19 protein-coding genes are annotated in these 19223 nt (G+C 65.1%); 5 read left to right on the top strand and 14 right to left on the bottom strand.

Going from position 1 to position 19223, the window contains the following annotated elements; translation table 11 throughout:
- Position 1 precedes the first annotated feature (1 nt).
- The 4 genes from G7026_RS07365 to G7026_RS07350 all read right to left on the bottom strand — a co-directional run bounded on the left by G7026_RS07365 (position 2) and on the right by G7026_RS07350 (position 5206).
- Positions 2-1900, bottom strand: coding sequence for an FTR1 family protein (locus G7026_RS07365; RefSeq protein WP_181070104.1), 1899 nt, complete (start codon positions 1898-1900; stop codon positions 2-4).
- Positions 1901-1993: 93 nt separating this feature from the next.
- Positions 1994-2626, bottom strand: coding sequence for a homoserine/homoserine lactone efflux protein (gene rhtB, locus G7026_RS07360; protein WP_181070103.1), 633 nt, complete (start codon positions 2624-2626; stop codon positions 1994-1996).
- Positions 2627-2708: 82 nt separating this feature from the next.
- Positions 2709-3299, bottom strand: a complete 591-nt coding sequence (locus G7026_RS07355) for a mechanosensitive ion channel family protein (protein WP_181070102.1) — start codon at positions 3297-3299, stop codon at positions 2709-2711.
- The gene (locus G7026_RS07350) at positions 3296-5206 is read right to left on the bottom strand and encodes an ATP-binding cassette domain-containing protein (RefSeq protein ID WP_181070101.1); all 1911 of its coding nucleotides are present in this window, start codon (positions 5204-5206) and stop codon (positions 3296-3298) included. The genes G7026_RS07355 and G7026_RS07350 overlap by 4 nt, the downstream gene beginning before the upstream one ends.
- Positions 5207-5266: 60 nt before the next feature.
- Between G7026_RS07350 and G7026_RS07345 the strand changes: the two genes are divergently transcribed.
- Entirely contained in the window at positions 5267-5734 is a 468-nt protein-coding gene (locus G7026_RS07345) for a TIGR02444 family protein (RefSeq protein ID WP_181070100.1), read from the top strand.
- Here G7026_RS07345 and G7026_RS07340 read toward each other — a convergent pair.
- The 8 genes from G7026_RS07340 to G7026_RS07305 form a co-directional block, all read right to left on the bottom strand.
- Positions 5716-6435: an AlgP family protein gene (locus G7026_RS07340; RefSeq protein WP_181070099.1), complete on the bottom strand. Its 720-nt coding sequence runs from the start codon at positions 6433-6435 to the stop codon at positions 5716-5718. The two genes, G7026_RS07345 and G7026_RS07340, sit on opposite strands and share 19 nt — an antisense overlap.
- A 151-nt stretch (positions 6436-6586) precedes the next feature.
- Positions 6587-7051 (bottom strand): sigma D regulator, encoded by a 465-nt coding sequence (gene rsd, locus G7026_RS07335; RefSeq protein WP_181070098.1) that lies wholly within the window; start codon positions 7049-7051, stop codon positions 6587-6589.
- Positions 7052-7297: 246 nt separating this feature from the next.
- Positions 7298-8527 (bottom strand): heme biosynthesis HemY N-terminal domain-containing protein, encoded by a 1230-nt coding sequence (locus G7026_RS07330; RefSeq protein ID WP_181070097.1) that lies wholly within the window; start codon positions 8525-8527, stop codon positions 7298-7300.
- On the bottom strand, positions 8524-9714 hold the full coding sequence (locus G7026_RS07325) for a uroporphyrinogen-III C-methyltransferase (protein WP_181070096.1): 1191 nt from the start codon (positions 9712-9714) through the stop codon (positions 8524-8526). The genes G7026_RS07330 and G7026_RS07325 overlap by 4 nt, the downstream gene beginning before the upstream one ends.
- Positions 9715-9730: 16 nt before the next feature.
- Positions 9731-10498: a uroporphyrinogen-III synthase gene (locus G7026_RS07320; RefSeq protein WP_181070095.1), complete on the bottom strand. Its 768-nt coding sequence runs from the start codon at positions 10496-10498 to the stop codon at positions 9731-9733.
- The gene (gene hemC / locus G7026_RS07315) at positions 10495-11433 is read right to left on the bottom strand and encodes a hydroxymethylbilane synthase (RefSeq protein WP_181070094.1); all 939 of its coding nucleotides are present in this window, start codon (positions 11431-11433) and stop codon (positions 10495-10497) included. The genes G7026_RS07320 and hemC overlap by 4 nt, the downstream gene beginning before the upstream one ends.
- Before the next feature lie 164 nt (positions 11434-11597).
- On the bottom strand, positions 11598-12344 hold the full coding sequence (locus tag G7026_RS07310; protein ID WP_181070093.1) for a LytR/AlgR family response regulator transcription factor: 747 nt from the start codon (positions 12342-12344) through the stop codon (positions 11598-11600).
- Positions 12341-13423, bottom strand: a complete 1083-nt coding sequence (locus G7026_RS07305) for a sensor histidine kinase (protein WP_308811767.1) — start codon at positions 13421-13423, stop codon at positions 12341-12343. Before G7026_RS07305 ends, G7026_RS07310 begins: the two co-directional genes overlap by 4 nt.
- A gap of 214 nt (positions 13424-13637) precedes the next feature.
- Here G7026_RS07305 and argH point away from each other — a divergent pair, with 214 nt between their 5' ends.
- Positions 13638-15032 carry an argininosuccinate lyase gene (gene argH / locus G7026_RS07300; RefSeq protein WP_181070092.1) on the top strand — a complete coding sequence of 465 codons (1395 nt, stop codon included), beginning with the start codon at positions 13638-13640 and terminating at the stop codon, positions 15030-15032.
- 214 nt (positions 15033-15246) lie between these two features.
- Positions 15247-15774, top strand: a complete 528-nt coding sequence (locus G7026_RS07295; protein ID WP_181070091.1) for a hypothetical protein — start codon at positions 15247-15249, stop codon at positions 15772-15774.
- Positions 15775-15783: 9 nt separating this feature from the next.
- Here G7026_RS07295 and G7026_RS07290 read toward each other — a convergent pair whose 3' ends face one another.
- Both G7026_RS07290 and G7026_RS07285 read right to left on the bottom strand, forming a co-directional pair.
- A complete protein-coding gene (locus G7026_RS07290; protein WP_181070090.1) occupies positions 15784-16758 on the bottom strand; it encodes a magnesium transporter CorA family protein in 975 nt (324 codons plus the stop codon).
- Between the two features lie 90 nt (positions 16759-16848).
- The gene (locus tag G7026_RS07285) at positions 16849-18285 is read right to left on the bottom strand and encodes an MFS transporter (RefSeq protein ID WP_181070089.1); all 1437 of its coding nucleotides are present in this window, start codon (positions 18283-18285) and stop codon (positions 16849-16851) included.
- A 272-nt stretch (positions 18286-18557) separates the two neighbouring features.
- Between G7026_RS07285 and G7026_RS07280 the strand changes: the two genes are divergently transcribed.
- Together G7026_RS07280 and G7026_RS07275 are read left to right on the top strand one after the other, a co-directional pair.
- Positions 18558-18830: a hypothetical protein gene (locus G7026_RS07280; protein WP_181070088.1), complete on the top strand. Its 273-nt coding sequence runs from the start codon at positions 18558-18560 to the stop codon at positions 18828-18830.
- An 84-nt stretch (positions 18831-18914) separates the two neighbouring features.
- A complete protein-coding gene (locus G7026_RS07275) occupies positions 18915-19160 on the top strand; it encodes a TIGR02647 family protein (protein ID WP_181070087.1) in 246 nt (81 codons plus the stop codon).
- Positions 19161-19223: the final 63 nt, after the last annotated feature.

Genomic DNA, 19223 nt, shown 5'->3' with positions numbered 1-19223 from the left:
TTCAGGCCGCCGCGCTGGCGGCCCGTTTCTGAATGAGCCAACTACGCCCATAGAGTACCGCGACACCGGTCAGCGCAATGCCCTGCGCTAGCAGTGACCAGGCATCGGGATGAATGCCCAGCAGGTCGACTTCGAAGAACGGCACCGGACGAGTGGCGAACACGCCGGCCTCCTGCAGCGCCACCACGCCGTGGCCGGCGAACACCACCGACAGCACGCACAGGAGGATGGCGTTGGCGCTGAAGAAGGTCGATAACGGCAGCTTCTGCGCGCCGCGCAGGATGACCCAGGCAAGGCCGACCAGCAGTACCAGCGCCGCAACGGCACCACCAATCACCCAGGCGTGCCCTGCCGGCCCGGCCTGCAGCCAGAGGGTCTCGTAGAACAGGATCACCTCGAACAGCTCGCGATACACCGCGAAGAACGCCAGCATCGCGAAACCGAAGCGCCCACGGCCACCCTCGAGCTGCGCCTGCAAGGTCGACTGCCAGGCCGCGACGTGTCGTCGATCGTGCATCCACACGCCGACCCAGAGCAGCACGGCGCTGGCGAACAGCGCCGTGACACCCTCCATCAGCTCGCGCTGGGCGCCGCTGACATCGATCAGATAGGCCGCCGCAGCCCACGTCGCGATACCCGCCAATACGGCCAGCCCCCAGCCGATGTGCACGCTGCGCAGCGCCGCCTGCTGCCCGGTATTGCGCAGGAACGCCAGGATCGCGGCAAGCACCAGGATCGCCTCGACGCCTTCGCGCAAGAGGATCAGCAGCGCCGAGAGGAAACTCAGCGAAGCGTTGAGATCGTCCCCGCCCAAGAGATCGGCGCATTCGGCGAGCATCGGCTGCAGCGCAGCGAGCTCCGCGGCGGCCTGATCGGGGGTGATTCCGTTGAGCAGGCTCTGCCGAAAAGCCATCAGCGCACGCTCGGTACGCTTGCGCAGGCCGCTGTCGAGGTTGTCCAGAGCGCTCTCCACCAGTTCGAAGCCTTCGAGGTAAGCGGCGACGGAGAGGTCGTAGGCCTGCTCATGATCCCCGCCGCGGTAGGCTTGCAGGCTCTTGTCCAGCGTCTGCCGGGTGTAGTCGAGCAGCTGCTGCGGCCCGCGCTTCACCGCTGGCGGCTGCGCCCGCTGGGCGCGAAATCGCTCGGCCGCCTCGACACCCTCGGAGCGCTCGATCTGCGCGGGAGTCTGGACGGCCAGGGATGAGAGCTCGAACGGGGCACCGGTGCCGAGCGACGGCTCGGCGGTGAAGTGGGCGATGTAGGTCGCCAGGTCCCAGCGCTGACGCTCGTCGAGTTGGTCGGCAAATCCGGGCATGTCGCTGCCGTCGATACCCAACCCGATCGTGTTGAACAGGTCGAAAAGGCTCTGCCGATCCAGACGCGCACGATCGGCAAGGTTCGAGGGCGCCGGCTCCAGGCCTAGGCCCGCCGGGCCGTCACCGTGGCCAAGGTCACCGTGGCAAACCGCACACTGCTGCGCATAGAGTGGCTCGCCACGCGCCGGATCGGGCCTGATCGCGGGACTGCGAGAAATCTCGTAGCGCTCGGCCAGGCGCTCGGCGAGCGTGTGCGCCTGACGTTCGACCTGATCGCCCGGCCGCCGCTGGGCGATGGCCTCGTGCAACTGCCGCGCGTCCTGTTCTAGGGAAGGACTCTGATCACGCACCGGCAACGCCAGGACCAGAGCCTGCAATTGGGCAGTGAGTTCGAGCTGGTCGCGATAACGAGGTTCGTCGACCACCACGCCCGCAGCGACGCTGGCCGGGTAATTCATACCGATTTGGCCGAGCAGCTGCAGGGCCTGCGCGGCGCCCTCCGGCGAATCGGCAAGAACACAGGCGCTGAAGAGCGCGAGAAACGGCAAAACAAGCCAGGGAAATCGGGCCAGACGGCGAGGCATGGCGCATCCAAGTGAGAATGAATGGCATTCCATTGTCAGCCGTCCGGTGCGTCCGAACAAGACTTTGCTACAAAATGTTTCGCAGCGTAAAACTCACGCCACGGCGCGACGTACCGTGGCCAATAACGCCGCCGCGCCAACGAACAACGAGGCGAAGGTTCGGTTCATCAGCCGCTGTTGACGCGGCGTGCGCAACATCCGCAGCACACGCGCCGCCAGCCCGGTGTAGCCGGCCATGACGATCAGGTCGACAACCACCATGGTGACGCCAATCACCAGGTACTGCTCGAGCAGCGGCCGCTGCGGATCGATGAACTGCGGCAGCACCGCGAGCATGAACACCACCGCCTTGGGATTGCTGGCGTTGACCAGAAATCCTCGCATCACCAGGCTCAGCGGCCGACCAATCGGGCGCGGCGCATCGCTGTCGAGCAACTCGGCCGGTACCGCCTGCCACTGCTTGACCGCCAGCCAGACCAGATAGACCACGCCGAACCACTTGATCAGGCTGAACGCCAGGGCCGAGGTGGCGAGCACCGCACCAACGCCGGCGGCGACGATAGCGATCTGCAGCGCCAGGCCTAGCTGCAAGCCGATGGCGTTCCAGTAACCGCGCCAGAAACCGTACTGCAGGCCGCTGGACATCGAGGCGATGGCCCCAGCGCCGGGCGACAGGCTGATGATCCAGCAGGCAACGAGAAAGCCGAGCCAGGTATGCAGTGCCATGAGATGCCCTCCGGAGAAATGACTGCCTGAGCCGACGCGGTAGCCGCCGTTCGGCTACCGGATCTGGGTCAGTGCGTGGGGGTCACTTCTTGACTGTGGTGTGGGGGTTGAACGCTGAAAGTTCGGTACCGCGCCAGCGCCGCACGGCTTTTTGGAAGAACAGGCTGTTGGGAACCTGTACGACGGCAGTTTCACCCTGCTCATTGGTTTCTTCAAGCGTGGTGTAGAGCATATTGATGTCCGTCACCCGACCCTTGACGCCCGGCTTGTCGGCACTATCGATGACCTCCACCACATCGCCCAGACGAAACGGCCCGACCAGCAGGATCAGCACTGCGCAGAACAGGTTCGAGAGCACGCTCCAGATGGCGAAGAACGCCACCGCAGCCACGGCGACGAAACCCGAGAAGGCCGTCCACATGACCGTGGCGGACACACCGAAGCGCTCGAGCACCATGATCAGCGCGCCGCCCATGATGAACCAGCGAGCGCCCACGCGCATTGGCAGCAGTAGCTCCGATGGCAGCCGGTAGCGCTCGGCGAGACGCGCCAGGGCGCGAGCCACCAGACGTTGCAGCAGGTAGGCCAGCAGCAGTATCAGCAATACCTGTCCGCCGAGCAGCAGCGGCTCGCTCCACTTATGCATCAGCAGTACCCAATGCTCGTCGCTCATGAGGCGGCCTCCAGTTGCGCTTGCAGAGCCTCGAGCGTTTCCAGCGCTTCCAGCCAGGCCTCTTCCAGCTCACCCTCGCGGACCTTGAGCGCGGCCTGCTCGGCCAGCCGCTCGCGCAACTCGTCCTTGCGCGCCTGCTCGTAAATCCCCGCGTCACCCAGCCGGGTTTCGAGAGCGGCGAGCTTCTCCTGGACCGCGCCGAGTTCCTTTTCCAGCTTCTCGGCCTGGCGCTTGTGCGGCGCGAGCTGTTGGCGCAACGCGGCGGCGGCCTGGCGCTGCCCGCGCTTGTCCGTCTTGTCACCAGCCGCTTCCGGGGTCGACAACGGCTGCTGGCGCGCCCTGAAGTCCACCAACCAGCGCGCGTAATCGTCCAGATCACCCTCGAATTCACGGATACGCCCCTCGGCGACCAGCAGGAATTCGTCGGTGGTGCTCTTGAGCAGATGGCGGTCGTGGGAAACCACCACCACCGCGCCACCGAAATCCTGCAGTGCCATGGTCAGAGCCAGGCGCATCTCCAGGTCGAGGTGGTTGGTCGGCTCATCGAGCAACAACAGGTTGGGTCGTTCCCAGGCGATCAGCGCCAGCGCCAACCGGGCCTTTTCACCGCCGGAGAAATTCACTACCGGCTCATCGCAGCGATCGCCACGAAAATCGAAGCCACCGAGGAAGTCGCGCAGGGTTTGTTCGCGCTCGCCGGGGGCGATGCGCTGCAGATGCAGTAGAGGGCTGGCCTTGGCATCCAGCGAGTCGAGCTGGTGCTGCGCGAAGTAGCCGATGGCGAGGTTCTCGCCGCGCTGCAAGCGGCCGGCGAGCGGCTGCAACTCATCGGCAAGGGTCTTGATCAACGTCGATTTGCCCGCGCCGTTGGGACCGAGCAGCCCGATGCGCGCGCCCGGTACGAGCTGCAGCTTGACCTTTTCCAACACCGCCTTCTCGCCATAGCCGAGGCGCGCTTCGGACAGATCGAGCAAGGGGCTCGATATTTTCTGCGCTTCGCGAAAGCGGAAGTCGAAGGGTGAATCGACATGGGCAGGCGCCAGCTCCTCGAGGCGTTCGAGCGCCTTGATCCGGCTCTGCGCCTGGCGTGCCTTGGTCGCCTGCGCCTTGAAGCGACGGATGAAGCTTTCCATGTGCGCACGCTGCGCCTGTTGCTTTTCGTAGGCCTGCTGTTGCTGAGCGAGGCGCTCGGCGCGGGCTCGCTCGAAGGCAGAATAGCCGCCGCGATAAAGCGTCAGCTTGCACTGTTCCAGATGGGCGACGTGGTCGACCACCGCATCGAGAAAATCGCGGTCGTGGGAGATCAGCATCAACGTGCCCGGATAGCCCTTGAGCCAGTCCTCCAGCCAGAGGATGGCATCGAGATCCAGGTGGTTGGTCGGCTCGTCGAGCAGCATCAGGTCCGACGGGCACATCAGCGTCTGAGCAAGATTCAGGCGCATCCGCCAGCCACCGGAAAACGAGGATACCGGGCGGTCCATCTGCTCGCTGGCAAAGCCCAGCCCGGCCAGCAGCTTGCGCGCGCGCGCGTCGGCGCTGTAGCCGTCGGCGCTGTCGAGCTCGCTGTGCAGGCGCGCCAGTGCGTCGCCGTCATGCGCCGCCTCGGCGAGTTGCAGCTCATGCTGCACCTGGCGAAGGCGCACATCGCCGTCGAGCACGTAGTCCACCGCCAGCCGGTCGAGGGTATCGATCTCCTGGCGCATGTGGGCGATACGCCAGTCGGCGGGCAGGTAGCAGTCGCCGGCGTCGGCCATGAGCTCGCCGCGCAGCAGGGCGAACAATGAAGATTTGCCGGCGCCGTTGGCGCCGATCAGACCGACCTTCTGGCCGGCATGAAGGGTCAGTTCGGCGCCATCCAGAAGTCGCTGGGGTCCGCGTTGTAGAGTGAGGTCTTGAAGTCGGATCATAATGGCCGCGGAGTTTATCAGCTCGCCCTTGCCACCCACCGGAAGACGATAAAAAAATCCATGAACGCACCTGACCTGTGGTCCTTCTCCCTGGACTGCTATGCCCGCCCCGGCGTCGAAAGCGCGTGCCTGACGCTACAGAGCCATGGTGCCGACGTCTGCCTGCTGCTGGCTGGAACCTGGCTGGAGGCGCGCCGGGTAGCCTGCACACCTGAACGCCTCGCCGCGCTCAGGGAGCTGGCCGGCCACTGGCAGGCGCTGGCGATCGAGCCCTTGCGCTCGACACGCCAGCGCTGGAAGGAACCAGGCCTGACCGATCCGCCGCTCGAAGCGCTGCGCACTGAACTCAAACGCCTGGAATTGGCAGCGGAACGCCTGCTGCTCGGCCGTCTACAGGACGCCACGGCCGACTGGGCAGCGCAAACAGACGCCGAGCCGTGGCTCGAGGCCCTGCTCGGCGAGGGTTATCCAGACCAGACGCAGCTACTACGCACGGCCGCCAGGCAGACTCAGCCTTCGGCAGGCTGAGGCGCGGCGGCGGGCTTCTTGGCGGCAGGCTTGCGCGTAGCGGGTTTGGCGGGCGAACGGCTTGTCGCCGGTGTGCGGGCAGCTGCGGCGGGCTTGACGGCGCCATTGCCCGGAGCCGCCTTGCCGTTGCCGGTGCGGCGGGCTGCCGTAGCGGCCGGTTTGGGTGCAGCTTTGGCAGCAGAGGGTTTGGCGGCGGTGGTCGATTTTCTGGCCTTGCTGGCGGCGCTTGCCGGCGTTTTGGCCGAGGCAGCTGCGCGGCTCGCGGGCGCCTTGGCTGCCGGCGCAGACTTGGCCGGTGTCCGGTTCGCCTCGATCGCTTTTCCGGCCGCTTCACCGACCTGCCTGATACCTTCCGCCAGCTTCAGGCTCTGCTCGGCATCGCGCTTGAGCTCGGCGATATAGGAGAGGGTTTCGCCCTGGCGGGTCTGCAGCGTGACCGCCAGCGTTTCGAGTTCGGCAACCGCCGCCTTCGACTTGCCTAGCGCCTTGCCCTTGCCGGCGCTGGTCGCCTCGTCGAGCTTGGCCCGCGCCTTGTAGAGCTTCTCGTCGGCCTTGCCGCGTTGCTTCTCGAGCTTGGCCAGCGTTGCCTCGGCGTCCGCCAGCGCCTGCTGGCAGGCTTTATCGAGGTGTTCGATCAGGCTGCTGGACAGCTGTTGCAACAGGTGCAGCGGGGTGGTGACGGCCTTTTTCTTAGCGGGCATCTCGGCGCCTCCTGGCGTATGGGTTGGAGCCATACTAGACGCCCCTCCGACGGGGCGCCAACACCACGAACGGATGATTCAGCACGCCTGGCCGGCACCTGACGCGGTTGCCTGGAGGCACCCGCGCGGCGTGACTTTGAAGGCCTGAGGATCAGGCGGTGGCGGCTGGCTGCTTGTGGGCCGTGTGCAGGACTTCGATCAGGCAGTCCTCGAGCTCGAAGCGCTCGTGCAGCAGCTGGCCGAGGCGCGTGATCTCCGAAGAGAGGCCGGGGCTGTCGTGGCAGTCGCCGGTTTCGCAACGATCGTTGAAAGCCAACGCAACCTCGGTGATCGCCTCGATCCGCGGATAGATCTGCTTGGCCAGCTCCAGGCCGCGCTTGTCGCCGAAGGCTTCGGCTTCGTTGAGCAACTGCTCGTAGATCTCGAAATGACCGGCTGAGACGTAGTCCACCAGAATTTCGCAATACCTCTGCAGCATCTGCCGTGTCACAGCCTCGGCGTTTCCGAGCAACTCATCATGCGCCTGGATCAGCTGATGACGCTCTTGCAGCCAGCGATCGATCAGCATATGCACACCACCCCAGCGTTCCTGGGCGTTCCGACAGCTCTCGAGCATGATGACCTCACTTCCCTAATCGTTAATGCTTTGCGCCTTATTCCGAGACGTTTTTTTGTCATTCGGTGATGGCTTGGGGACAGGATGTGCGCGAATGGCGGTTTTCCGTCGTACCTGGGCAGACTATGCCGACCCGATCAGTGCATCAACCCAAGGCCGACGAAAAAGCGCTCCGCATTGTTGCAGGGCCTTGCAGCCGCTGCTGTTTCGCCGCCGGGGATGCCGTCGGCAACCCTGATGTTTCCCCTAGCGAGGTGCCTGCACAGTGGCAGGCAAATTTCGCTCGACGATGCCGAGCCCCTGCTGGAACAGTTGATTGCTGCGCTCCACCTCGCCCAAACGGGCGAGCAGGCGAGCGAGTTCGGCGCACGTCTGCGGCCGGAATTCGAAACGCAAACTCGCTTCCAGATAGTCGCGCGCCTTGCCCCACAATTCGTTGCGCGCGCTCAGACGTCCCAGGGTGAGCAGCAGTACGGCATCTTCGGGATGATCCTTCAGCCAGCCCTCGGCCTGGGCCAGCTGACGCGCCCCGTCACGGCCTCTGACCTGTCCGTAGAGTTCCACCAGGCGGGAGTCGAAGCGTTTCCGGATGGCCGCCAGCAATGTCTCCTCGGCCTTTTCCTCGGCCCCCAGCCGCGCAAGACCGGCAGCATAGACTTCGACCAGCGCCGGCTCGGCGCGCAGAGCGTTGGGCATCGTTTGCCATTGCTGGTTGAGCGTCTGCAGGGCCTCGTCCTGCGCCAGCGAGGGCTGACCGGCCTGCTCGAGCGCAGCTGCCCAGGCCAGACGTTCCAGCTCGTCGAGGCGTTCGGCAGGCAGCACCTTGTGCTTGCGCAGTTCGGGCAGCAGGCGGCAGAGCGCCGACCACTCTTCGAGCTGCACGTACAGCTGCTGAAGTAGGATCAGCACCTGCGGATGACGAGGCTTCTGTTCGCGCAACAGCGCCAGCGACTCGCGCGCCTGCACGTAATCGCCCCGGGCGATCTGCAACTGCGCCTGGGTCAGACCAACGGCCAATGCGGCATCGGGCTCGCGCTCCCGAGCCTCGCGCAGCAATTCGTCGCTTTGCGCGTAGTCACCGAGCTCGTTGGCCGCGCGGGCGGCGCCCAGGTAATGCACGAGCGGCTTGCGGTCATGCCCGGCGGCAGCGCGCAGATGCTCGAGCGCGGGGCCCCATTGACCTTCGGCGAGCTCGCGCAGCCCCTTCTGCGAGGCCCGCTCGACCCGCCGCTCGCGATGTCGGCGCGACCAGGGATTGACCAGCGTGCCCGACACGTACAGCAGGCCCAGCAACCAGTGCACCAGCACCGCCAACAACCACAGGCAAGCCAGCAGCGCGAGGAATATCCAGAAGGTCGATTCGTAACGGAAGCGATCGTAGGTGATCAGCACATAACCGGCGCTCTGGCTGACGGCCCAGCCGAGCGCGCCTAGGCAGACCAGTATCAGCAGCAAGACCAGCGCGGAGCGTTTCATAGTCCCTGGCCCTCGCCATCGACCTGCTCAGCCGGCTGCCGAGCCTGGTCGGCTTCGCCTTCGAGCGAGGGCGTCTCGCGCTTGCGGATATAGCCCTGCAGCGCCTTCAGGGCGGGTGCCAGGTCCGGCAGCTCGACCGCGACCTGACGATCACGCAGCGCCTCGATGCGTTCACGCAGCCCACGGGCCTGGCCGTTGTCCTCGCTGAAGTGGTCCTGAAGCATCGAGCGCGCCTGCTCGAGCGATTGCCGATAGACCTCGGTATTGCCGTTGAGCACTGCCCATTGCGCCTGCTCGATGGCCAGCGACAGCGCCAGACGCACCTGGCCGAGGCTCTGTCCAGCCAGCAGCGGCTTGACGTCGTTTTCGGCATCCAGATCGATGCGCACGTAACGGGTCAGCTCGTCGAGCCATTGCCGCCAGCGCGGCGCATCGGCACCGACCGCAATCTCGCTGCCCACCTCGAATTCGGGCGCAAGCGCGCTCAGCTGTGCGCTTTGCCCACGCAGCGCGCCAAGCTGCAGGAAGAGTCCGGTGCGATCGAGCTCGGGCAGGCTGCGCAAGGCTTCGAGCCCTTCGAGCAATTGCTGGCGCGCGCCATAGGCCGCCGGATCGTTCTGCTCGCGCAGGATAATGTCCGACTCCTCCAGCAGCGCCTCGGCGCTGTTCACATCCTGCATCGCCGACAGGCGCAGCATGGCCATCCGCAACAGGTGTTCGGCCTCGGCCAGACGCCATTCTTCACGGCTGGCACCCAGGACCTGCTCGACCCGACCGGACAGGCGCTGCTGGTCGCGCTGCAGATTGCTCAGCAGGCGTCGGCGCTCTTCCAGCTCGTCGGCGGAGGGCAGACGCTCGAGCCGCTGCAAACGCGAATCGAGCTCACCTTCACGCTCGGCCAGACGCCGGGTCTGCTGCGCTGACTGCTGCAATTCGCCCAGCTGCTGCTCCTGCTGCTCCTGCTGCTGACTGTATTGCTGGAGCTGCCAGAAGCTGTAGCCACCAACCGCAGCGCCGACCAGGCCAATCAGCAAAGCCAGCGAAGCGATGGCACTGGACGATCGGCCGGCGTTCGGCGTCGGTCCGGCCGGTTTTGTCGGAGTTGGCTTTGCAGGAGCTGCCGTTGCTGGCGGAATCGGCTCACCGGATTCGGGTTTCTGCGGGTCTTTCTGATCTGCTTCGCTCACGTTTCCATCCTTTGCATCAGGGAGCGGCCGGCACGGGGTTGTCCCGCAACGCCGCCAGCAGGGCCGCGGCACTGGCGCCACGGCAATCGACGACGTCTTTGACGCCCAGCTCGCGCGCCATCGAGGCGACCCGCGGGCTGGGCACGAACAGTGGCTGCGTCAGCGGCCAGCGGGCACCTGCAATGTCGTGCAACGATTGCAGGCCCTGCCCACTGCTGACCACCACGCCGTTCAGGCGTTCCGCCTCAAGCTGCCCGGCGAGTGTTCCAGGCGCGTACTCGGGCAGGCTACGGCGATAAAGCTCCAGGCTATCGACCTGCACGCCGCGCTCGCGCAGCGTCTGCGTGATCAGCTCACGGCCGCCTTCACCGCGCAGGATCAACACCCGGGGCGCAGGCCGCGAGAGCGCCACCGCAAGTTCGGGCAATGCCAGCAAGGCTTCGCTGTCATCGCTCGACGCCGGCCAGCTGACCCGCAGCCCATAGTCCTCGAGCAGCGCACCGGTGGCCGCGCCGACGCTGAACCAGTGCTGGTCGAAGGGAGGTTGTGGCCAGTAGCGATCGATCAGCGCCAGCCCCAACCTTGCCGCAGGCTTGCTGACCACCACCACCGCGGCGTAACGGTCGAGTTCGAGAATGAGGCTGCGCTGTTCCGGGGTCTCGGGCAGCGGTTCGATCTGCAGCAACGGCAGACTGGCGCTGTGGATTCCATGCCCGACAAGCGTGGCAGCCAGCGCCGCACACTCGTCGGCGGGACGGGTCAGCAGCAGCCGCCAACCGGTCACGCGTCGTCGGCCTCGCCGTAGATGGCGCTCAGGATGCCTTCGGCGCCCTGGGCCAGCAGCGCATCGGCCACCCGCACGCCCAATGCCTGCGCCTCGGTCACCGGAGCACGGTCTTCGGCACGCAGCAGCAGGCTGCCGTCAGGCTGGCCAACCAGGCCACGCAGCCAGAGCTGGTCACCTTCGAGAATCGCATAACAGGCGATCGGCACCTGGCAGCCGCCGTTGAGGTGGCGGTTCAATGCCCGCTCGGCCAGCACCCGCCATTCGGTGGCGGCATGGTGCAACGGACCGAGCAGCGCGTGGATTTCATGGTCGGCGGTGCGGCACTCGATGCCGACTGCGCCCTGTCCGCCCGCCGGCAGGCTGTCTTCGACGCTCATGCTCGAGCGGATGCGGTCGGCAAAGCCCAGGCGAATCAGGCCGGCGGCGGCCAGGATGATGGCGTTGTATTCGCCAGCGTCGAGCTTGGCCAGGCGCGTATTGACGTTGCCGCGAAGGAACTGGATTTTCAGGTCAGGGCGCCGCGCCAGCAGCTGCGCCTGGCGACGCAGGCTGGAGGTGCCCACCACACTGCCGGCCGGCAGCGCGTCGAGGTTCTCGTATGTGTTGGAGACGAAGGCGTCGCGTGGGTCTTCGCGCTCGCAGATGCAATACAGGCCCAGGCCCTCGGGAAATTCCATCGGCACGTCCTTCATGGAGTGCACGGCGATGTCGGCTTCGTTCTCCAGCAACGCCGTTTCCAGCTCTTTGACGAACAGGCCCTTGCCGCCGATTTTCGCTAGCGGCGCATCGAGCAGCTTGTCGCCGCGACTGACCATCGGCACCAGGCTGACGCTCAGGCCGGGGTGCGCCTGTTCCAGGCGGGCCTTGACGTATTCGGCCTGCCAGAGAGCCAACGCGCTCTTGCGTGTGGCGATGCGGATTTCGCGGAGCATGTGCAATTCCAGAGAAGATGAACTGCAGGCGATGATAACAGGCTCAAAGCGCGGGCTGGGCTGGCCGGGATCAAGGAAGGCAGCTGGAAGCGAATCAGAGGACGGACTGACGCCGAAGCGCCGTCAGGCTCCTTCCACTTTCACTTCACGCTTCAGGCCGCTTCTCAGAGATTCTGCATCAACTTGCGCACCCCGGCGACGTGGCGTCGGCTGACCGTCAGCGCCTCGCCTTCGAGTCCCTTGAGGAACAGCTGGAAATGTCCCAGCGGCGTGCGCTGCAGGCGCTCGATGCGATCGCGGTAGACCAGTGCGTTGCGGTGGATGCGCACGAAGCGATCGCCGAACTCGTCTTCGAGCGCCTTGAGCGGTTCATCCAGCAGCACCTCGCCGCCCTCATGGCGCAGGGTGACGTACTTGTGGTCGGCGATGAAGTAGATGACCTGCTCCAGCGGGATCAGCTCGATGCCCTTGCGGGTCCGGGCGCTGATGTGGCTGCGGGCACCGGCCCCACTCACCGCGGCCGGCCGGGTCAGGGCCGCGAGCTGGACGCGGTTGGGTCGCTCGGCCTTGCGCAAGGCCTCGGCCAGGTTTTCCTGGCGCACCGGCTTTACCAGATACCCAACGGCGCTGACCTGGAAGGCTTCGAGCGCGAATTCATCATGGGCAGTGCAGAAAATCACCGCAGGCGGGGCATCTCGTTCGCAGAGTTTCGCGGCTACCTGCAGACCATCGAGACCGGGCATCCGGATGTCGAGCAATACGACATCGGGCCGCAGGTCATCGATCAGGGCCAGAGCCTCCTCGCCATTGCTCGCGGCTGGCTCCAGTACTCGATAGCCGTCGAGATCACCTACCAGTCGGCTGAGGCGCTCGCGCGCTAGAGGTTCGTCATCGACAATCAGGACATTCATATAGCTCTGGGTTCCTGCTTTTGTCTCGCACAAGGATAGCGTAGACAGGTGTAGTGGCGGCCGTTACGCCGCTCCACGCTGAGACTCGCGCGCGGCCCGAAAAGTGCCGCTAAACGTGCATCGATGTTGTGCAGGCCTTGATTGGTGCCGCGTGAGGGCTGCACTTGAGCGGCTTCGTCGTAGGGATTGCTGACCCGCAGGAAAAATTCTCCGTCGCGGTAATGGGCTTCGACGCAGACCAGACCGCCTTCGATGCGCGGCTGGATTCCGTAGATCAGGGCATTTTCCAGCAGCGGCTGCAGCGTCAGTTGCGGGATCGGCAGATCCTCCGGCACCTCGTCGATCTGCCAATCCATCTGCAGGCGCTCGCCGAGCCGATACTGTTCGATCGACAGGTAACGGTGCGCCAGCAACAGCTCGTCGCGCCAGGGCACCAGCGTGCCCGGCTTGGCCAGGCTGGCGCGAAACAGGTCGGAGAGGTCCAGCACCGCCTGCTCGGCCTTCTGCGCATCGACCGGCACCAGGCTGGCGATGCTGTTGAGGCTGTTGAACAGGAAATGCGGGCGGATCCGCGCCTGCAGCGATTCGATTCGCGCCCGCAGCTCGGCCTGCTCCTGTCGCCGCCACTGGCTTTGCAGATAGAAATAGCGCAGCAGCAGTCCCGACATGATCAGGCTGATGAGCGCGTGGCGCAGGTACAGGTTGACCTCCCCTGCACGCTGCAGTGGGCCGCCGAGCTGGTAGATATCGGCCACGGCGGTGCAGGCCAGCGTCAGCCCGACCACCAGCACGCAGCACAGCACGCCGGCCAGGGAGGCGCTCAGTCGAGCCAGCAACGGACGCAGCTGGCAGAGCATGCCCGCCGACAACAGCACGATCCATTGCACGAAGAGCGAGGTCAGCGCCAGGCGCACCCAATTGAAGCCGGGCTGCATCGGCTCGGCGAGCACCAAGACCAGCACCAGCAGCTCGGCGAGCAGCACCAGCGCGAGCAATGCCTCCGACTGGCATAGCTCCGGCACGAAGAAATCATCGGAGGGGGCGGGCGGTTTCGCCCGTTTGAACCAGGACATTCGCATGCGCAGAGTTTCCGCGTGGCGGCCCTGCAAAAGCAATCGGCCGCGAGGATGGAAAAGGCGGCTGGCTACGCCGTGCGGGCGAGTCTAGCGAGGCGAGCTCGGCGCGAACGTGTGCGCCGCGGCAAAACCGAGCGAAGCCCCGCATCCGGCAGCGCGCCCTTCCCTGTTATGATCTGGCCCCTCTTCCGGTCCCGAGATTTCAGCGAGCGCATTCATGAGCAACGACAAGACCAACCAGTCCTGGGGCGGCCGTTTCAGCGAGCCCGTCGACGCCTTCGTCGCCCGTTTCACCGCCTCCGTCGAGTTCGACAAGCGCCTCTACCGCCACGACATCATGGGCTCGATCGCCCACGCCACCATGCTGGCGAAAGCAGGCGTACTGACCGCCGAAGAGCGCGACGCCATCGAGGCGGGGCTCAAGGAAATCCAGGCCGAAATCGAAGCCGGCCAGTTCGATTGGCGTGTCGATCTCGAAGACGTGCACATGAACATCGAGGCGCGCCTGACCGATCGCATCGGCGTGACCGGCAAGAAGCTGCACACCGGCCGCTCGCGCAACGACCAGGTGGCCACCGACATCCGCCTCTGGCTGCGCGACGAGATCGACCTGATCCTCGCCGAGCTCACCCGTCTGCAGGAAGGCCTGCTCGGCCTTGCCGAGGCCGAAGCCGACACCATCATGCCGGGCTTCACCCACCTGCAGACCGCGCAACCGGTAACCTTCGGCCATCACCTGCTGGCCTGGTTCGAGATGCTTTCGCGTGACCATGAACGCCTGGTCGACTGCCGCAAGCGGGTCAACCGCATGCCGCTCGGCTCGGCCGCGCTGGCCGGCACCACCTACCCGATCCAGCGGGAAATCACCTGCGAGCTGCTCGGTTTCGAAGCCGTTTCCGGTAACTCCCTCGACGGCGTATCCGATCGTGATTTCGCCATCGAATTCTGCGCCGCCGCGTCGCTCGCCATGATGCACCTGTCGCGCTTCTCCGAAGAGCTGGTGCTCTGGACCAGCGCGCAGTTCCAGTTCATCGACCTGCCCGACCGTTTCTGCACCGGCTCCTCGATCATGCCGCAGAAGAAGAACCCCGACGTGCCGGAGCTCGTACGTGGCAAGACCGGCCGCGTGTTCGGCGCACTCACCGGCCTGCTGACCCTAATGAAGGGCCAACCGCTGGCCTACAACAAGGACAACCAGGAAGACAAAGAGCCGCTGTTCGACGCCGCCGATACGCTGCGCGACTCGCTGCGCGCCTTCGCCGACATGGTTCCGGCGATCAAGCCCAAGCGCGAGGTCATGCGCGAAGCGGCCCGCCGCGGGTTCTCGACCGCGACGGACCTGGCCGACTACCTGGTGCGCAAGGGCTTACCGTTCCGCGACTGCCACGAAATCGTCGGCCATGCGGTGAAGTACGGGGTCGACTCGGGCAAGGATCTGGCCGAAATGAGCCTGGATGAGCTGCGCCGCTTCAGCGACCAGATCGGCGAAGACGTGTTCGCCGTGCTGACCCTGGAAGGCTCGGTCAACGCCCGCGACCACATCGGCGGCACTGCGCCAGCCCAGGTTCGCGCCGCGGTCGCCCGCGGCCGGGCCTTGCTCGCCTCACGCTGACGCGCCGACCGGCCAGCGCATCAGGGATCGGGGCGTCTATTGCGAACGATTACGCAGCAGACCGCCGATCCCTGAGTCACCCTCACCCTTCACTTCGCATACGTCGCGATAGCGCACACTGCCGCGCTCGCTCAATCACTGAGATGGCAGCAGATGGGGAACTCGGCTTGCCCACTGGCGCCCAACAGGCATCGCCATTTGCCTAACTGCCGCCATGACCGACCTGCGCTCGTTGCTGCTGAACCAGGATACCCAGGGAGCCGAGCTATTCGACTCGCCCAAGGAACGTCTGCTGTTCTACCGCTCGGAAATCCACTTCGAATCGTCGTTGCTGGCGGACCGGACCAACTCGTACCTCGCCTCCCAATCATTTTTGATGATCGCCTTCGCCTCGTCGATGGCCAACAGCAATCCCGAGTGGGGTGAGCTCTTCCGTCTGGTGGTGCCTTCGATTCTCGCGGTACTGGGGCTGCTGACATCCTTTCATGCGATGCCCGGCATCCGCTCCAATTTCGAGGTGATCGAGCGCTGGCATCAGAAACAGGCCGAACTGCTGCAAATCGAAGGGCGTGCAGGCCTGCTGCCCAATAACGAGTCGGCGCTTTTCGGCGAAGGAAACAGTCCGGTCGGCGGGGAACGCTACAAGAGAACACTGCTGTTCTCGTTGCGTACCCCACTTATCTTTTCGTTCGTATGGGGTGCGTTCGGTGTGCTCTGCCTGGGCCTGGCACTGGTCGGCTGAGACGCAGCCTCAAAGCCAGTTCTTGAACTTGAACCAGGCATAAGAGGCGGCCGCCGAGACGACCATCATCGCCAGCGCCAGCGGATAGCCATACGTCCAGTGCAGCTCGGGCATGGCGTCGAAGTTCATCCCGTAGACGGTACCGAGCAGGGTCGGCGGCAGGAACAGCACGGCGGCGATGGAAAACACCTTGATGATGCTGTTCTGCTCGATGTTAATCAGCCCGAGGGTCGCGTCGAGGAGAAAGGTCACCTCCCCGGAGATCTTCGCCTGGTGCTCTCCCAGCGAACGCACGTCGCGCTCCACCGATTTGAGCGCGATACGCGCCGGTTCGCGCAGCCATTCGCTGGCACCCAGACGCACGTAGCTGAGTTGCCGGGTGATGCTCAGCAGGCTGCCGCTGAGCTTGCCCAGCAGGCTGTTGTGGCGGCCCAGGTGCTTGAGGATCACCTGCAGGTCGGCCTTGCCCTGACGCACATCGGCCGCATCGCTGAAGATACTTTCCGAAAGCGAGTTGAGCTGCGACTGGAGCATCTCCAGCACGTCAGCGATGCGGTCGACGATACTGTCGAGCAATGCCGCCAGCAGCAGATCGGGCGAGGCATGGTTGTTCAGACTCTGAGCGTTCTTGGTTTCGAAGGCGCTGAACGCGGCAAGCTCGGCATAGCGCACCGTCACCAGCCATTCGGACGAGAGCACGAAGGTCACCTCGGCGGTCGATGGCCGCTGCGCGCTGATGCCGCTGACCACGGTCGAGGTCATCAGCAGCGTGCCGCCCTGCTCGCGCAAACGCGAGGAGTCTTCGATCTCGGCCATTTCCTCGCGGGTGGGAATATTCACGCCCAGCGCTTTTTCGACCCGCAGTTCTTCTTCCAGGCTGGGCTCGAGCAAGTCGATCCATAGAAATTCGGCGGGCAGTGGATCGTCAGGTTCGATTGACTGGCTCTTCAGCACACCGTTGATGACGTGATAGCAGGTGATCATGGGGGCTCTTCCAGGCTTGGATGCTACAGCTTGACCAAGCCTGAGAGGCGACACAAACCGCTTCGTTCAGTCATCGTGCCGCGGCGACCCTCATGAAGCACCGCCTGCCACGACCCCAAGCCGCTGCTCGCGCCGATTCAGGCGGTTGCGTATTCGAGCCTGACGCGCTGCGGTCAGCGGGTAGTTCCAGGCGATGAAGAACGCCAGCATGTAGAGCGCCACCGGCCCCAGGATGTAAAGCGAACGCAGCGCGAGCAGATGCCCGGCATCGTTCTGAGCGGTCGCATCGAAGCCGACCAGCGCCAGCAGCCCGAGCGAAAGCCCCAGACCCAACGCCATGGCCAGCTTGTGGGCTATACCCGACATCGCGAAGAACAGCCCGGCGCGATGCTCACGACTGCGCGCGGTGTCGAGATCGATGATATCGGCAAGCATCGACAATGGAAGAAACTGGAAGGCGGCAAAGCAGAATCCCTTGAGGGCGAACATCACCGCGAACGGCACCAGCTGGCCGGCCTGCAGGAAAAACATGCCGATGATGCTCACGCTGGATACCAGCACCGCGACGCAGAACGCACGATGCTTGCCGATGCGCCGACCCAGGGTGAGCCAGAATGGAATGCCGAGGATGCCGACCCCGAAGTAGATCAGGTACATCAGGCCGATCTGCGCCTGGATCTGGATCACGTGCTGCATGAAGAACACCGACAGCGCATTGCGGAAGGCCTCGCCGGTGATCACGATCAGCAGCACCAGCATCATGATCTTGAACGGCCCGTTCTTCTTCAGCACCCGCAAGCCCTGGCGCCAGTCGGTGCGTTTGACGGTGCGCGGCGGGGCCTCCCGCACGCGGGTCACCACCAGCAGCACGGTCAGCGGCAGCAGCAGGATCAGCAACCAGGCCATCGACGCCAGGATCGGCCCGTAGCCGATGCCGAACTGGCCGTCGCGCCCCAATAACCAGACCATCGCCTGCATCAGCGCGCCATCGGTGTCCCCGGCCTCGAAGCGGCGTCCGAACGCCTGCACGATGGCGGGCGCCAGCGCAGCGAGAAACAGGCCGATCAGCACGTAGGCTTCGCGCGAGGCCGTCACCCGACTGCGCTGGTGATAGGCCGTGGACAGCTCCGCCCCCCAGGCGCTGTAGGGCAACGTGACCATGGTCCAGCCCAGGTACATCACCATCGTCCACAGCAACAGGTGCCAGACGCCTACTCCGGCCGGCGGCATGAAGATCTGCACGGTGCCGACCAGCATCAGCGGCACCCCCATCACCAGCCAGGGCTTGCGACGCCCGAAGCGGGTCTGCCAGCGGTCGCTCAGGGTCCCAATCAGCGGGTCGGTGATCACATCGGTGAAGCGCGCCAGCACCAGTACCAGCGCCATCAACGCCATGTTCGCGCCCAGCTCCTGGGCATAGAACGGTGGCAGATAGACCGCCAGCGGATAGCCGATGATCGCCAGCGGCATGCCGATGGAGCCATAGATGTAAATAGTGGAACGCTTCAACTCGTCGGGCTGGCTCATGGTTCCTCCGCAGCGAGAGGCGCGGCCTCATCGGACCGGCTCTTTGTTGTTCTTGTCTTTAAACCGGCGCGCCCCGTGTCGCGCCGCCGATCGGTTGTGCCACAACGATCGCAGCCGGCTGAAGCGGGGCTCTGTAACAGCAGATTCCAGCGTACCGGCGCAATGAATTCCAAGGCTCTGGGACGGGCCTCCCGGCTCGGCATGGGCAGCCATCACGGGCATGAATGCAGCCATTCGTGGCAGACTCATGACTTGTCCCAGAGGAGCGAGCCATGAGCGAACCCGACGACGGCGAAGAGGCCTTCGCCCAGGAAACCCTGATCCAGGCCATCGAGAATCAACTCGAGGCAGACGACCCACCCGCCGCCAAGGCGACGCTGAACAAGCTCACCCTGGTCGGTTACGAGCGCGACGAGATCCTGCACCTGATGGCGCTGGTGCTGGCCGCCGAGATCGCCGCGATGTTGCGCGAAGACCGCCCCTTCGATCGCGACGGCTACGAGGCGGCGCTACGCCAGCTGCCCGGCTTGCCCGAGGCACCGTGACCCGCTCAGATGGAGCAGGCGCAACCGTCCGGCGCGACTACACTTGCCCTACCGGGCCCGGGCCCATCACGTGAGGAGCAGCCAATGACCTACACCCCCGAACTCGTCGCCGAGCTGGAAATGCTCACGCTGTTCAATCTTGAAAACACCCTGGAGGGCCTCAAGGTGCATCAGGACGCCGCGCCGGACGCGATCGCCGCCACCGGCCGGCTGCATGCCAAGGGCCTGACCAGCCAGCCCGACGGCGGCTACCTGACCAGCCTGGGACGCGATGCCGCCGAACATGCGCAGTCGCTGCTGACGATCCTTTCCGCACCACAAACCGCTTGAGGCGCAGCCGCCTCGAAGGGCGGCGCTCGCCCCACCGCCATGCCGCCCCTGCCTGACCGGCGC

The sequence above is a fragment of the Stutzerimonas azotifigens genome (assembly GCF_013522725.1).
GTDB lineage: Bacteria > Pseudomonadota > Gammaproteobacteria > Pseudomonadales > Pseudomonadaceae > Stutzerimonas > Stutzerimonas azotifigens_A.
This window is presented reverse-complemented; position numbering and strand designations above follow the sequence as displayed.

Coding starts and splice junctions, on each gene's coding strand:
- G7026_RS07345 (WP_181070100.1), top strand. CDS start 5,267: ATGAACGCACCTGACCTGTGGTCCTTCTCCCTGGACTGCTATGCCCGC.
- rsd (WP_181070098.1), bottom strand. CDS start 7,051: ATGCTCGAGAGCTGTCGGAACGCCCAGGAACGCTGGGGTGGTGTGCAT.
- hemC (WP_181070094.1), bottom strand. CDS start 11,433: ATGCTCCGCGAAATCCGCATCGCCACACGCAAGAGCGCGTTGGCTCTC.
- G7026_RS07295 (WP_181070091.1), top strand. CDS start 15,247: ATGACCGACCTGCGCTCGTTGCTGCTGAACCAGGATACCCAGGGAGCC.
- G7026_RS07355 (WP_181070102.1), bottom strand. CDS start 3,299: ATGAGCGACGAGCATTGGGTACTGCTGATGCATAAGTGGAGCGAGCCG.
- G7026_RS07310 (WP_181070093.1), bottom strand. CDS start 12,344: ATGAATGTCCTGATTGTCGATGACGAACCTCTAGCGCGCGAGCGCCTC.
- G7026_RS07350 (WP_181070101.1), bottom strand. CDS start 5,206: ATGATCCGACTTCAAGACCTCACTCTACAACGCGGACCCCAGCGACTT.
- G7026_RS07290 (WP_181070090.1), bottom strand. CDS start 16,758: ATGATCACCTGCTATCACGTCATCAACGGTGTGCTGAAGAGCCAGTCA.
- G7026_RS07280 (WP_181070088.1), top strand. CDS start 18,558: ATGAGCGAACCCGACGACGGCGAAGAGGCCTTCGCCCAGGAAACCCTG.
- G7026_RS07275 (WP_181070087.1), top strand. CDS start 18,915: ATGACCTACACCCCCGAACTCGTCGCCGAGCTGGAAATGCTCACGCTG.
- argH (WP_181070092.1), top strand. CDS start 13,638: ATGAGCAACGACAAGACCAACCAGTCCTGGGGCGGCCGTTTCAGCGAG.
- rhtB (WP_181070103.1), bottom strand. CDS start 2,626: ATGGCACTGCATACCTGGCTCGGCTTTCTCGTTGCCTGCTGGATCATC.
- G7026_RS07285 (WP_181070089.1), bottom strand. CDS start 18,285: ATGAGCCAGCCCGACGAGTTGAAGCGTTCCACTATTTACATCTATGGC.
- G7026_RS07305 (WP_308811767.1), bottom strand. CDS start 13,423: ATGCGAATGTCCTGGTTCAAACGGGCGAAACCGCCCGCCCCCTCCGAT.
- G7026_RS07330 (WP_181070097.1), bottom strand. CDS start 8,527: ATGAAACGCTCCGCGCTGGTCTTGCTGCTGATACTGGTCTGCCTAGGC.
- G7026_RS07365 (WP_181070104.1), bottom strand. CDS start 1,900: ATGCCTCGCCGTCTGGCCCGATTTCCCTGGCTTGTTTTGCCGTTTCTC.
- G7026_RS07340 (WP_181070099.1), bottom strand. CDS start 6,435: ATGCCCGCTAAGAAAAAGGCCGTCACCACCCCGCTGCACCTGTTGCAA.